This window comes from Dactylosporangium sp. NPDC051484 (assembly GCF_040689395.1).
In the GTDB taxonomy this organism is placed as follows: domain Bacteria; phylum Actinomycetota; class Actinomycetes; order Mycobacteriales; family Micromonosporaceae; genus Dactylosporangium.
Window position 1 is genome coordinate 1 of sequence record NZ_JBFAZX010000063.1, and the last position, 13,044, is coordinate 13,044.

Annotated in this window: 14 protein-coding genes; 9 read left to right on the top strand and 5 right to left on the bottom strand. The window is 66.8% G+C overall.

The features are described from left to right. The first annotated feature begins 109 nt into the window (after window positions 1-109). The 3 genes from AB0367_RS37930 (at window position 110) to AB0367_RS37940 (ending at window position 2,629) form a co-directional block, all read left to right on the top strand. The gene (locus tag AB0367_RS37930) at window positions 110-610 is read left to right on the top strand and encodes a DUF1707 domain-containing protein (protein WP_366231359.1); all 501 of its coding nucleotides are present in this window, start codon (window positions 110-112) and stop codon (window positions 608-610) included. A 271-nt stretch (window positions 611-881) separates the two neighbouring features. After that, window positions 882-1,562 carry a GPP34 family phosphoprotein gene (locus tag AB0367_RS37935; protein ID WP_366231360.1) on the top strand — a complete coding sequence of 227 codons (681 nt, stop codon included), beginning with the start codon at window positions 882-884 and terminating at the stop codon, window positions 1,560-1,562. A 92-nt stretch (window positions 1,563-1,654) separates the two neighbouring features. Continuing rightward, window positions 1,655-2,629 (top strand): zinc-binding alcohol dehydrogenase family protein, encoded by a 975-nt coding sequence (locus AB0367_RS37940; RefSeq protein WP_366231361.1) that lies wholly within the window; start codon window positions 1,655-1,657, stop codon window positions 2,627-2,629. Between the two features lie 42 nt (window positions 2,630-2,671). On the opposite strand, the gene AB0367_RS37945 is transcribed toward AB0367_RS37940, so the two are convergent. Together AB0367_RS37945 and AB0367_RS37950 are read right to left on the bottom strand one after the other, a co-directional pair. Then, the gene (locus AB0367_RS37945) at window positions 2,672-3,127 is read right to left on the bottom strand and encodes a pyridoxamine 5'-phosphate oxidase family protein (protein ID WP_366231362.1); all 456 of its coding nucleotides are present in this window, start codon (window positions 3,125-3,127) and stop codon (window positions 2,672-2,674) included. Between the two features lie 1,260 nt (window positions 3,128-4,387). Beyond that, window positions 4,388-4,594 carry a hypothetical protein gene (locus AB0367_RS37950; RefSeq protein ID WP_366231363.1) on the bottom strand — a complete coding sequence of 69 codons (207 nt, stop codon included), beginning with the start codon at window positions 4,592-4,594 and terminating at the stop codon, window positions 4,388-4,390. 116 nt (window positions 4,595-4,710) lie between these two features. On the opposite strand from AB0367_RS37950, the gene AB0367_RS37955 reads away from it, so the two are divergent. Both AB0367_RS37955 and AB0367_RS37960 read left to right on the top strand, forming a co-directional pair. Continuing rightward, window positions 4,711-4,980, top strand: coding sequence for a hypothetical protein (locus AB0367_RS37955; RefSeq protein ID WP_366231364.1), 270 nt, complete (start codon window positions 4,711-4,713; stop codon window positions 4,978-4,980). Further along, window positions 4,977-5,258, top strand: coding sequence for a hypothetical protein (locus tag AB0367_RS37960; protein ID WP_366231365.1), 282 nt, complete (start codon window positions 4,977-4,979; stop codon window positions 5,256-5,258). Before AB0367_RS37955 ends, AB0367_RS37960 begins: the two co-directional genes overlap by 4 nt. A 229-nt stretch (window positions 5,259-5,487) precedes the next feature. Here AB0367_RS37960 and AB0367_RS37965 read toward each other — a convergent pair whose 3' ends face one another. From AB0367_RS37965 to AB0367_RS37975, 3 genes are all read right to left on the bottom strand, one after another. Next, window positions 5,488-6,027, bottom strand: coding sequence for a DUF4240 domain-containing protein (locus AB0367_RS37965; RefSeq protein ID WP_366231366.1), 540 nt, complete (start codon window positions 6,025-6,027; stop codon window positions 5,488-5,490). A 17-nt stretch (window positions 6,028-6,044) separates the two neighbouring features. Further along, window positions 6,045-6,911 carry a hypothetical protein gene (locus AB0367_RS37970; RefSeq protein ID WP_366231367.1) on the bottom strand — a complete coding sequence of 289 codons (867 nt, stop codon included), beginning with the start codon at window positions 6,909-6,911 and terminating at the stop codon, window positions 6,045-6,047. A 133-nt stretch (window positions 6,912-7,044) separates the two neighbouring features. After that, window positions 7,045-7,299 carry a hypothetical protein gene (locus AB0367_RS37975; protein WP_366231368.1) on the bottom strand — a complete coding sequence of 85 codons (255 nt, stop codon included), beginning with the start codon at window positions 7,297-7,299 and terminating at the stop codon, window positions 7,045-7,047. Between the two features lie 162 nt (window positions 7,300-7,461). Here AB0367_RS37975 and AB0367_RS37980 point away from each other — a divergent pair, with 162 nt between their 5' ends. From AB0367_RS37980 to AB0367_RS37995, 4 genes are all read left to right on the top strand, one after another. After that, on the top strand, window positions 7,462-7,935 hold the full coding sequence (locus AB0367_RS37980; RefSeq protein ID WP_366231369.1) for a hypothetical protein: 474 nt from the start codon (window positions 7,462-7,464) through the stop codon (window positions 7,933-7,935). Between the two features lie 115 nt (window positions 7,936-8,050). Beyond that, a complete protein-coding gene (locus tag AB0367_RS37985; RefSeq protein ID WP_366231370.1) occupies window positions 8,051-9,493 on the top strand; it encodes a hypothetical protein in 1,443 nt (480 codons plus the stop codon). A gap of 470 nt (window positions 9,494-9,963) precedes the next feature. Next, the gene (locus AB0367_RS37990) at window positions 9,964-10,638 is read left to right on the top strand and encodes a hypothetical protein (protein ID WP_366231371.1); all 675 of its coding nucleotides are present in this window, start codon (window positions 9,964-9,966) and stop codon (window positions 10,636-10,638) included. Window positions 10,639-10,717: 79 nt separating this feature from the next. Continuing rightward, window positions 10,718-12,937 (top strand): N-6 DNA methylase, encoded by a 2,220-nt coding sequence (locus AB0367_RS37995; protein WP_366231372.1) that lies wholly within the window; start codon window positions 10,718-10,720, stop codon window positions 12,935-12,937. The last annotated feature ends 107 nt before the right edge of the window (window positions 12,938-13,044 follow it).

Below are 13,044 nucleotides of genomic sequence, written 5' to 3' on the forward strand. Positions count from 1 at the left end.
ACAACGGCGCCAGCCGAGACCACTCCGCATCAGAGAGATCAACCGCCATGAGGGAGAACACTACCGCCCAACAAGATCCGTCAGACAGGCCCTAGGGGATACCGGATGGATGAACGAACGGGTCGGGAACGCACAACGGACTCATGTCCTCGACCTCCTGAGCAAGGCCGTTCAGGAGGGCTATATCGACCTGTCCGAGTTCGACCAGCGAATGAACATCGTGACCTCCGCGAAGACGGCACACGAGCTACTGGGCCAGCTTACGGATCTTCCAGCGCGGTTCCACTGGGATCCCAGGACGTCACCGCTCCCATCCGCGCCAATGACCGCGCCAGTGACCGCACTGACGACCGCGCCTCATAATAATGCGCGCACGACCACCATCGCGTCACTGACACTGGCTATCGCATCCATTCCTCTGGCGCTGTGTTTTGGTATTGGAGGTCTCTTTGGCATCGCCGCGGTCGTGCTGAGTTTGCCTGGATTGCGCAACGCAAATGAACACGGCAAGGCGATGACGGGACTCGTATTTGGCTGTCTCGGGATAGTCTCGTCGATCGTCATGGTCATCGTTTTCATGACCACCACGACGACGCCAACCACGCGCTGACGGGCGATCTCCCAGCACCCCTCGTTCAGCAGCGTGGTTCACTGCACTTGCGCTTGACGGTTGCGGCGCCAACCGGACCAGTGCAGCACGTGCCCGGCGCGATCCGTCCGATAAAGACAACTTTGCCGAGCATGCACCGGATCTCGTCGCTGCTCAACGGCAGCCCGAGCAGAGGCCGCCGGGGTCCGCATTGGCGTCGACGCGGCGCACGTGTGGTGCGGGATTCGGAGGCGGACTCGATTCGGGCGGGCGTGCGCTAACGTTCCAGGCCATGGGTTCCATTGCGTTGGCCGAGGAGCTGCTCCTGCTCGCCTACGATGACGAGTCGGGGAAGGCCACCGGCTCCCACATCGGTCTTGACCTGGGCATGGCCGCCGCCGTGCTGGTCGAGCTGGCGCTGGCCGGCAGGATCGTCTATGTCGACGGAACGATCGTCGTCACCGAGCCGTCGCCGATCGGCGAACCGATCGCCGACGAGGTGCTGGCCCGCGTCGCAGCCGACACGCCGCATTCGCCCGCCTCCTGGGTCCAGCGGCTGCGCCACGGGCTGCGCGACCGGGTCCTTGCCGACCTTTGCGACCGCGGCGTGGTCCGCGACGTCGACGAGACCACGATGGGCTTCATCCATGTCCACCGGTACCCCACCGTCGACCCGACGGTGGAGGCCGATGTCCGGGCCCGCCTGAGCCGGGCGCTGATCGGGGACGAGCTGCCCGACGAGCGGACGGCGGCGCTGGCGACGCTCGTCGCGGCGGTGCGGATGACGCCCGCGCTCGGCCTGACCGGCGCCGACGCCGCGGCGGCCCACCAGCGCTTGGGGCAGATCGGCGACCGTGCCGGCTTCACCGGCTCGGTGAGCATGGAGGAGTCCTCCATCCGCCCGGCGGTCGCGCTCGTGGTCGCCGTGCTGGTGAGTGCCGTGCAGATCGCGCTCGGCACGGCACCGCGCTGACCCGGCTGCGCCTCACCCGCCAAGCGGCGTTTGGCCCGGGCGTTCACGGGAAGCGCGGCTGAGCCCGTCGCCCCGCTCCCGGAAGTGCCGTGATGCGTGCCATCGTCATCGACAAGTTCGGTGGACCCGACTGCCTGGTGTACAGGGACCTGCCGGAGCCCGAGCCGATGCCCGGTCAGGTCGTCATCGAGATCAAGGCGTTCGGCATCAACCACGCCGAGATGCACATGCGCCGGGGCGAATGGGCCGAGGCCGCGCCGGTGAGCGGCATCGAGTGCGTCGGGCTGGTGAAGGCCTGCCCCGGCGGCGAGTTTCCGGTCGGCGCCAAGGTCGCGGCGCTGATGGGCGGCCTCGGTCGCACCATCAACGGAAGCTACGCCGAGTACACCCGGGCGCCGGCGTCCAACGTCGCGCTCATCGAGTCGGATCTTGCCTGGGCCGACCTCGCCGCGATTCCGCAGACCTACGCGACCGCGTGGACCTGCCTGTTCCGCAACCTGGAGATCGCCCGAGGGCAGACGCTGGTCATCCGCGGCGGTACGTCCTCGCTCGGCCAGGCCGCCATCAACCTCGCGGTGAACGCCGGCGTGCGAGTGATCGCGACCACGCGCAAGCGCGAGCGCTTCGCCATGCTGGAGGAACTCGGCGCGGATCGCGTCGAGCTGGAGCGGCCGGATCTTTCCGCGCGGATCGCCGAGGCCAAGCGGCTCGACGCGGTGCTCGACCTGGTCGGCAACAGCACCATCCTCGACTCGCTGGACATGCTGCGCCGTGGCGGCCGGGCTTGCCTGGCCGGCTGGCTGGGTGGTCTCGACCCGATCGCCGACTTCAACCCCCTGCTGCAGATGGCCAGCGGGGTCTACCTGACCTTCTTCGGCAGCTTCGTGTTCGGCAAACCCGGATTCCCGCTGTCTGACGTACCGTTGCAGGCGATCGCGGCGGACGTCGCGGCGGGCCGGCTGCAGGCGAAGCCGTCACACGTGTTCGGCTTCGCCGAGATCCGCAAGGCACATCGGGTTATGGAGGCCGGCGAGGCCGGCGGCAAGATGGTCGTCGTGCTTTCCTGACCGTCCCGCGCTTTCGCCGCAGGAGCGGTCCTACGCCGACGGTTACTCGCGCTCGACCCTTCGCAGCCCGTGGGTGGGCGTCCACCACTCGACGACGAGCCGCGTGGCCTCGTCGTTGAGGTGCGTGTGCACGACCTCGGCGATGTCGGCACGGAACATGTCGCCGTCCGGTCCCTCGGTGATCGCCGCGGCGGCGACCGCACGGCCGGAGATCTTCGCCTCGCCCGGCCACAGCGCCTCGCCGCCCTCGATCGGGTCGACCGTGGCGCTGTGCAGGGCGAACCGCGGATCTCGGCGGAGATCCGCGCCCTTGCGCGCGTTCGGCATCGAGCCGAAGACCAGTTCGCCGTCCTCGAAGCCCGCCTCGATCCCGCAGATCCGCGGCGACCCGTCGGAACGCAGGGTGGCAATGGTCTTGTGTCTGTGCGCGTCGAACAGCGTCCGCACCCGGTGCGCGAACTCAGGCACCGCCCGTTCGACGTCCCGCCACGCCGTCATACGCCCATGATCGCACCGATGCGGCACGAATCCGCCGCGACGGTTGAACCTCTACCCAGACGCTGGTCGTCGCCGCCCCGGCTGGAACCAGTCCGCCGGCGCGTTTCCCGGCACCGGTCAGTGAGGTGATCTCGGCGAGAACCGCGTAGGTCTCGCCGAGGGTTCCACGCCCCACCCATCATTGTCCAGTGCGGATGATCCGGGCGTGTCATCCCGATTTCGCAGCCATTCTCGTTGAGATCACCTCATGATGGACTGCCATTCGTGGCGGCGGTTTCGGTCGCATTCTGGGATAATCATATCCATGGGGCAGCTGCAGTTGTTTTCGAAGACGGAGTTGGCTGCCATGCGTGACCGGACCAGGTCGCGTCGTTATTGTCCGGCGAATGAGCAGTTCCGCCGGGAGCATGCTCGGCATCGGGAATGGGGCCTGGCCAGGCGGCCGCCGAGAAGCTGCGCCGTCTGCGTGGTGACGCCCCGCCGGTGCTCAGCGACCAGCGCGGCGGATCGGTGGATGGGCCGGTGCCGCCCTCGCCGCCTCCGCCGGTCACGCCGCCTGACCAGGAACGACCTGACGAGGCACGACGTTCCACGGGCAGCCCTGCGGCAAGCGACTGCGGTCCCGCGCCGCGCCAGGTGGACGGCGACGGGCGGCCTGGCCCTGTCCGGAAGCGTCGTCGCGCATCCACGCTCGTCCGGGGAAAGCCGCACCCGCCACAGCTGCGCCGGCCCGCCGGCCCGGCAACGCGTCGAATGGTCGGCGGCAATGCACGGCCGCCGGTGTATCGCGGCCGTCTTTCGGCAATGCCGCGCACGGCCCGGCGGCATGTCCGCCGAATGTTCGGCACGGCGGGAACAAGCAACCGCTGTCCCCATGGACCGCCGGTGCGGATTCCCGAATGATGTGATCTGGTGCGGTGTGTTGTGGTATCGCTGCGGTTGGCCGCTAAAGCGCAAGCAGCCGACGGAGCCCACGGTCGACCTGGCTCGCCAGGGTGGCTGAAATCCGACCGTGGCGGTGACCGAACGCGGCCGGGTCCCCGAAACGGATGCGCGACAGGTCGATTGTGCCACCACCCGCAAGCTCCGCCGGCAAGGGCAACAGAATGCCAGGCACATCACCATCGGCTCGGTCGTGGATCAGCACCACAACCGGATACGCCTCCGAATACACATTGGCGCTGACAACAAGCACACGAATCCGCCTGCTGCCGAGGGCGTAGTCGACAACGTCGCCTCGCGACAGTGGCGCGGTCCGGACTACCACGCGGCGTTGAACTCGGCGAACGCAGCAGCGTCCTCGCCCTCAAGGGACGCATGCCAGACTGCCGCGGCAGCCACAGCCTTGCGGTCCAGGTACTCACGAACAGCCTCAGCCACCACCGACGACCGGTTGCCGCCAGCCGCAGCCGCGTTCAGCGCCGCACCGAGTTCGTCGTCGAGCGTGATCGAGATGCTCATGGTCATACCGCCGACACTACCAAGGATAGTGCCAGGCACACGATCATTGACACGATCGGCGCGCCGGTCGACACGGAGGGTAATCTGCTTGCCGCCCTAGGTAGGGCGTAGGAGTGCTCGCGGTGGAAACATCCCAGGAGGCCGCGTTCGCGGCCTTCATCACGGAGCGCCGCCGCGATCGCCCCGTCCTGGGCAGTCATCTCCCGGCCGGACGGCCCGCCGACGATCACAGCACCGCGACCTCCGGCGTCGCGCGCGACCCGGGATCAACCGGACTCGCTGACAGCTGGGTCGTCACGGGCACCCGAACTCAGGTCCTCGTCACCGCGATCACGGAGATCGGCATTCCCGGCGCGAGCGAGTGGATCAGCCTTGGCCCGCCCGGGCTGTGACCGATGACCAGGTGAACGGCCAGCTCTGCGCACTTGCCGATCAGGCCGAGCGACATCCCGGCAGCAGCGACCGCACGATCGCAGCCTCAGGACAAGTGTTCAGCGAACGCCTGACGAGCCCTTGGTCCGTCGACCGCCTACCTGGAAACGGCGCGAATCAACGCGACCATGATCGATATGAATCCCTTGATGATGGCGATCGTCAGGCTGAAAATACCCGAAATCAGGGAAATGACGATTCCCAAGTTGACCTCCGAACCCCTCGACGCATCCCGTGACACAACCGTAGGCATCGTGCCGGTGCGCGCTTGGAGGGTCACCATCCGAACGAACGGACACCGCACGGCACGGGGGCAACATCGCTGGCCGAAGAGGTCGTCATCCCATCACTCCGGCCGACCCATTCCGGGTTCCGGTAGGGCACGGGCGACCGAGGGATCTGCGCTCGGGCCGGGGTACGGTTCGACCAGGCCGGCATAAATGGTCCGGGCCGACGAACGCAACAATTCAGTCGGGCCAGCCAACGGGGTTGCTGCAAGACTCCCGCGAGATGCCCGATCCGGTGTCTGGAAACGTGCCGAATCGTTCGTGGTGCAGGCGAGCGAAGAAATAGCCCATCCCCTCGCACTCCGCATCGGGTACCGCCATCGCCGAGTCGGCTGCCACCGCTTCGTAAAACGCCCGGCCGAGTGCGACGATAAAACCTCGGCAGTACAGGAACCCGTCATCCGAACCGTCGGTCACCTCCTGGATGTCGGCCCGGTCGATGTCGTACAACTTCCGTTCGAGCACACGGTCCAGATCGGTGAGGTCCTGACTCGTCAGGCTCGCGCATTCGCCGCGCAGGCTGTCCAGGAACGCGTCGAGCCAGGGATCGAAGATGTACAGGTCCAGGTCATCATCGTCGGGGTTCCGGTTGGTCAGTACCTGCCGGACATTCGCCGCCGCCGAACCTACGCGGCTCCAGGCGGATTCGATCAGCGTCCAGAACCGGTCTTCGTCAGCCTGGCTGGGCAGATTACGTGCACTGTGAGCCGATGCGGCCATGGGCGAATCGTAGTGGATCATCCCGACCAGGTTTGAAACGCGGGCCGCCGGCTGAACCGGATCAACAACAGGCCGGCGCCGAAGACGAGGCACGGCCCCACCACGAGCAGCACGGCCTGGGCGGGTCGCGACAACGCCGGCACGGTTGACATACCGAACGGCAACGGCAGGCCGGACTGGATGCCGGTGAACACTGCCGCACCCGTTGCGATAAGGGTGTACACCCGGGCCCGGACGGACCGGTCGAGCCAACTGACCGTGGCCACGACGAGGATCAGCACGACGGTGAACGTCACGCCGGCGACAGCGCTGGCGAGCCGCGACGCTACGGAGAAGACGATGTTGAATCCCGGGTCGATGGAATCCTCAGGTGGCGGCCGGTGATACTCACCCAGAAGGGGAATCGCCGTCGCCGTGAGCGTGGTGACCGTGGCCGCGCCGGCAAGCAGCCAACGCCCACGGCGCCCCAGCAGGTCTAGGCCGTGACGGACCGGAGTGGACACGCTCAACAGCAGCGCGGCGGTGACCGCCAGCAGCAGCGGCCACGCCAGCAGGTCAAGCGGCAAGCCGTAGCGCCGGCCGCCGTTGATGCGCAGTGCGGCCACCACGATCTCGTACGACACGGCTGCCCAGGCGCCCAGTACCGCAGCGATCCGCCACCGCAGAAGGACCGCACCGCTGATCGCGGCCCAGACGGCGGCACGGACCCAGGTGGATGCCGGCACGGCTACCACCATCTCGCCCGTGCGCGCGAGGAAGGCTCCCGCCGCGGCAAGCGGACGAAGCTGGCGAGCGCCGAGGATCACGGCGACAACCACGGCGAGAACGGCCACGGCGTCGGCCCACCGCGCCCGGACGGACAGCCGATCGTCGGTCACTGCCATTCGCGTGACTCCATTCGTCTGCCAAAGGGCGGCCCACCGTAGCACCGGACAGTGGCGTCCGCCGGCAGCGCAGCCACCGGGCAGGCCGTGGACGGGTAGCCCCAACAGGTTGCGTTCGCCGTGCCTGCGGGTCTTACGGCTTTCTTCTGTCCTGCTTGAGCTTCTCGATCTCTTCCATGGTCGTTACGCGGGGGACGCGGGGGCCGCCGCGCGTCCTGGCCGCCCTTGGCGGCCTCGCCTCCTCGTAGCCGTCGTTGAACAGCTCGGCGAACGGCTTGCCGTGCTCCTCACAGAGATCTGTCGAGCGGACCCGCCCCGCGTGCGTGACCCTGTAGGTCTTGACCGGCATGTCGTGACAGACGTCGCAAACTACGTGCTCGATCTTCATGATCAACCCTATGATCGGTGTGAATTTGTCCGTTACGTGTTACTAACGGTATAACGTGAAGGCTAACAGACATAAGGCAGTCAGTTACTTTCACATACGCCAGGCGGCAGGAGACGAGGCGAAAGCATGGAGCCTGCGCGAACCGGTGAATAAGGGATGACGATGGTAGCGAAGAAGATTCAGCCCGAGGACGAACCCATGGTCATGGGCTGGTTCCGCGAAGGTAAGACGTACGACGAGATGGTCGAGCTGTTCAAGGCCGCACGCGGCATCGAGGTTGTCCCGAGCACCTTCGGGAACTTCCGGCGTCGCCACCGGATCGAGCCTCGCATCGTCCGCGACACGGTGGTCATCCCGTGGGAGGTGCTCCCCGAGCACCGTTACAAGAACGCTATCCAGATGCTCCGGCGCTACGGTCGCCGCCTTGCGGGCGAGCCGATCCCGGATCTCGATACCCGGCGGCTGGACGGCTGGCTGCGCAGTCGGCGGGAGGACAACACCGTTGTGCACTACGAACCGGACACTGACGATGGTTTCTTCTACGTCGAGCGCCGGCAAGGCATCGACCTCGGCATGGTACGCGAGCCCGAATGGGTGCTTGAGGCGCGCGAGCGCCCTGGATTACGAGTGGAGTGAGGCGTGAGAGCGCCCCCGCTGCGTTGAACCCCCGTCAGCCACTGGTCCAGTCGGTGGCGGCGGGTTGTCCCAAGCCGACGGACCCGGCGGGCCGTCGGCTGGCAGACTGGCCGACGTGCCGAATGTGTACCCGACCGGTGTGGTCGTCCCGAGCGTCGATGGCAGGCCCAGCACTTCGGCGCTGGGGCGCACGGTGGTGGCCGACGCGCTGCGCGGTGTCGATCCGGTCGGGGCCCGAGGTGCCGAGGCGTCGACCGACTGGCGCCACGACTACCTGGTGCACTTCCGGCGACTTGTCGAGGCGGGGCTGCCGTCCCGCGACGCGGCGCTGAGGATCGCCCGCGACGGGCTCGCGTCGCTGCACGAGCGCATGCGGTACCGGGGAAAACCGGACGGTGGCGAGGAATCCCTCGACGCTGCGTTCACTGCGGGTGGTCCGCCGCTGGCGACGGTGACCGTCACGGGGCGGGGGGAGCCGGAACGTGAGCTGATCGTGCCGTACCGTGGCCGTCACCTCGCCGGCGAAGACCTCGACCGGCAGCTCGGGCATTGGGTCGCCGCCGGCGCGATCGAGCCCTCCTGCGCCGACACGGTCAGGACCGTTGCCGCGAACCCCGGGTGGCTGTCCCTGCCAGGGCAGCGCGTCGTCGTCCTCGGCGCCGGCGCGGAGATGGGCCCGCTGTGGGCGCTGCTGCGCTGGGGCGCCGACGTGGTCGCCGTCGACCTGCCCCGGCCCGCGATCTGGCAGCGGCTGACCGCCCTGGCCGAGCGGCACGCGGGCCGCCTCCACCTACCGGTGGCCGGCGAGGAACGGGGCGCCGACCTGCTGCACGATCTCGGTCGGGTCGCCGAATGGATCGAGGGCCTCGACGGGCGGCTCGTGCTCGGCAACTACGTCTACGCCGACGGGGCACTCAATGTCCGGGTCGCGATGGCCGTCGATGCGCTCACCGTCCGCCTGCGGGAGCGCCGACCCGACCTCGGGCTCGCGTTCCTGGCGACACCGACCGACGTGTACGTCGTGCCCGACGGCGCCGTCGACGAGGCGAACCAGCGCTACGCGGCGGCGACCGGCATCGGGCGGTTCCGCCGTCCGCTGCGAGTGCTCAGCGCCGGCCGGCTGCTCACCCGCAACTATCCGCCCGGCCTCTATCCGGGGATCAACGACAGTCTGGTACCGCAGCAGGGCCCGAACTACGCGCTCGGGAAACGGCTGCAGCGCTGGCGGGCGGCCGAGGCACGGGCCGCGGGTGTGCCGGTGTCATTCGCCGTCGCACCGGCCACCCGCACGCGCAGTGTGGTGAAGAACCGCCTCCTCGCCGCCGCGTTCGCCGGCGCCCACCGATTCGGCATTGAGATCTTCGAGCCGGCGACCAGCAACACGCTCATGGCCGCGCTGCTCGTCCACGATCTCAACGCCGGTCGTCCGGTGCACGACCACCCGTGGCAGGACGAGGCTTACGCCGCGGCCCACGGCGGGCTGTGGCGCCAGCCGTACTCCGCCCGTAGCGCTCTCGGCCTCGCGGTCCTGATGGGTATCGGCGCCACCCGCAGCTGAAGCCACCTGCGACGCGTTCGCGCAGGGTATGGGCACTCCCGGCACGTTGTCCGGGCCGTCTGAGGTCCGGTGCTCTCCCGGCGAGCCGCCGGGTTCACTCGGGTGCGCACGTCCTTACCGATTGACGCTTGCATAAACCGTTGAGCACGTGGAAAACTCTAGAGGACTCAGAAATCTCTCAAGAGGCGACGGAAACTCTAATCCACTTACCCCACCCCGCGTCCCGGCAGGGCGCGGAGCTGTACACAGATCTTCCCGCAACAAAGTACGGAGTTGCGTCCCGGGAACATTGACGTCTATTGTCAGACGACGCTAGGAGTACAACCTTGCCCCAAGTGCCGGGTGCTGAGGCAAGGGCACGATAAAAAGCCGTGCCCCGGGTGGCATGCAGAGCAGAGGCGAACCCGGGGCGTACGCAGCAAAGATAACACGAACCCATCCCCGCTGGCACCTCTTGAGAGAAGGTCTCGATGAGCGCTTCGTTCTCCGAGTGGATGCGAAGCGCATTCTCGGAGCCTCGCCTCGAGGCCTACACAGCCGCCGCGAACCAGGACGCCAACACCGCCGAGCGGCTGTACTGGTGGAACATCGAGATCTCCGCGGCCTTCTACGGTCCCTTGCACTGCCTCGAGCTCGTCCTCCGCAACGCGCTCGACGTCCAGCTCCGCTCGGCCTACGCCCGTGACACGTGGTGGGACAACGCGCCGCTGACTGCCAGCGGCATGCGCATGGTCACAGATGCCCACGAAAAGTGCCGACGGCGGGGCGCCCGCCACGTTGCTGCAGACGACATCATCGCCGAACTGCCGTTCGGATTCTGGACCTCTCTACTAAGCAACAGCAGGGGCTCTCGGTACGACCGCCAACTGTGGGTACCGACCCTACACCGGGCGTTCCCGTACTACCACGGCCGACGCGGGGATCTCCACGACAACCTCGAGGCGATGCGGCTGCTGCGCAACCGGATCATGCATCATGAGCCCATTCATCACCGGGATCTGGCAGCAGACCACCGAAAGATCTACCGGTTGATCAATTTTATCAATACGACCGCCGCGAAGGAGTCCCTCGCGATGGATCGGGTACCTACCGTGCTCGGCCACCGCCAAGCGGTGTGTGACGGCTCCCGGCCGCCCAGGTTCTGAGGCGTTTATGTCATACAGCGACGCCATCCTGATCAGCCGTGCCGACGTGGCGCGCTGTGCTGGAGTAGGACGTGCGGCAGTGACGAACTGGGAGAGGCGGTACGACGACTTTCCCCGCCCGGTACTAGACCGCGATCGGCAGTTGTTCAATGCGGTGGCCGTGGCCGCCTGGCTCGATGGACGCCGGATTCCAACGAACCTGCTGCGGAACGACGAGTCCGACGGACAGGACTACGGCACTCGTTTCCGCCGAACTCTCGGCCTCAGCAGGCCTACCGACTCCACACCGCCGCCTCAGCCTATGCCTGCAGCCTCGAGAGCTGCCCAGTGGCTGTTGGACCGTCTGGACGGTCCGATCCAGCCCAACGACGTCACATGGCTGGCGTTCCTGATCTACCTCCGTACCCAGCGTCCCCAGATCTGGTCCGACGTCAAGACTCGCGCTGGCGACAAACAGGGTTGGCACCTGCTTGAGGACGTCTGGCGGCGGACGATGGCCGCAGAAGCGAGCAGCCGAGACATGTCGGCGCCGACAGACCCACCCGGGGACATCACCATCGATCGGTTGGGGCCCGCCAAGACGATCATGCACATCATCGACGAAGCCCACTGCCTACTGGAAAACGAGTCACGACCGACGTCTGGCCGGCCACCGTCGGCCGAACTGTTGGTGAATCTCATGGAGAAGTATGCACAGGCGCAAGGCCGCAGGGCGCAGGAGTACTTCACGCCACGTGGGATCGTCAAACTGACGGTGGACGTGCTGGCGCCTTCCGCCGCGACGACGCGGATGTACGACCCGTTCTGCCGCACCGGCGAGTTTCTAGACGAGGCGGCCACGCGCCTGGCGAGCGCTCCGCACGAGTCGCTCATCCTTGGCCAGAACCCTAACCGCAGTCTGCGCTCACTCGCGCAGATGAACCTGCGCCTGCACGGCCTTGACGCTCTCGTCGACGACGGCTACTGGTGGGACGCACAGACGCAGGACCAGCAATACGACCTGATCTTCACCAATCCACCGTTTAACATGCGACTGCCTGAAGGGGTGGTCGAAACGCGTTCCTGGCTCTACGGACCGCCGCCCACGCACAACGGCAACTTTGCCTGGCTGCAGCACGTCGTCTCCCGGCTTGGACCGGGCGGCCGAGCCGGTGTGATCATGCCAAATAACGCCGGTTTGTCGACGAACATCCGAGAACACACCATTCGAGCGGCGATGATCGAGGACGGCGCGGTGGAGTGTGTGATCGGGCTACCGTCGCGGCTGTTCGCGGGAACAAGCATATCCGTCAGTCTGTGGTTGCTCCGGAAGCCGTCCGGCACGCCAGGCAATGTTCTCTTCATCGATGCAACCGAACTGGGAACGAACGCTGCGCGGGGCGTCCGGACACTCCCCGCCAACGACGCCGGCCGCATCATCGCTGTCCACGATCGCTGGCGGCGCGGGGAGCCGGTGAGCGAACTCGGCTTCGCGCGCTCCGTTTCCATCGCGGAACTCCGCGTGAGTGATCATGCGCTGAACCCCGCCGCGTACGTCGGACCATCCCTATCAGTCTCGGACCAGCTATCTGAGCATGCGCGAACCGCCGAACTCCTGCAGCACTCATCAGCGCTCATGAAACGCCTGCATCTGCTCGACGACGAGGTCCGGCAGCTGACAGCACCGCTCGACGCCACCCGACGGCTGGAAACCAGCTGGCGTACGCTGCCGCTGGGGGAGCTGTGTGTCCTAAAGGCAGGTCCATCGGGCAGCGAGCTTCGGGCGGACGTTCAGCGGCAGAACGGCATTCGTATCGTCTTGCCGAAACACCTAAGGAACGGGTTCATCGCCGATACTGCCCCTACCGCCGTGTCGGAGGAGCTCGCCCGGAGGCTCCCCGGGTATCGCCTTGAGGTGGACGATCTCGTCGTTGCCCGGACTGTCGAGTTCGGGCGGGTGGCGCGAGTCAGCCCGGAACAACAAGGCTGGCTCTTCTCGGCCGGACTGATCCGGCTACGAACTAAGGACGGGATTCTCCCCTCTTACCTTGCGCACGCGCTGGCGTCTCCGGTATCCCGTGAGTGGATGAAGCGACACGCGACCGGAACGGTGGTGACCGCCATCACGATCACCACTCTGGCGAAACTCCCGGTCGCAGTGCCCTCCCTGGAGGAACAGGAACGCCTGAGTATCGCGCTGGAGGCCATTACCGCCCAGGTGCGCGTCCATGCAGAGCTTGCCAACATCACCCAGTCATTGCTGGACACCTTAGCCCAGACACTCTTTATCGTGCATGACTCGCGTCAGGCGAACGAATGACCAGATTCCAGCCCCTAGTGTCGCGTGATCCTGGTTGTGTTATGTCGGGTTGTCGTTGATCCTGGTGTGATGCTGACCGATGCCCAGACCGCGGAGTTGCGGGCGGT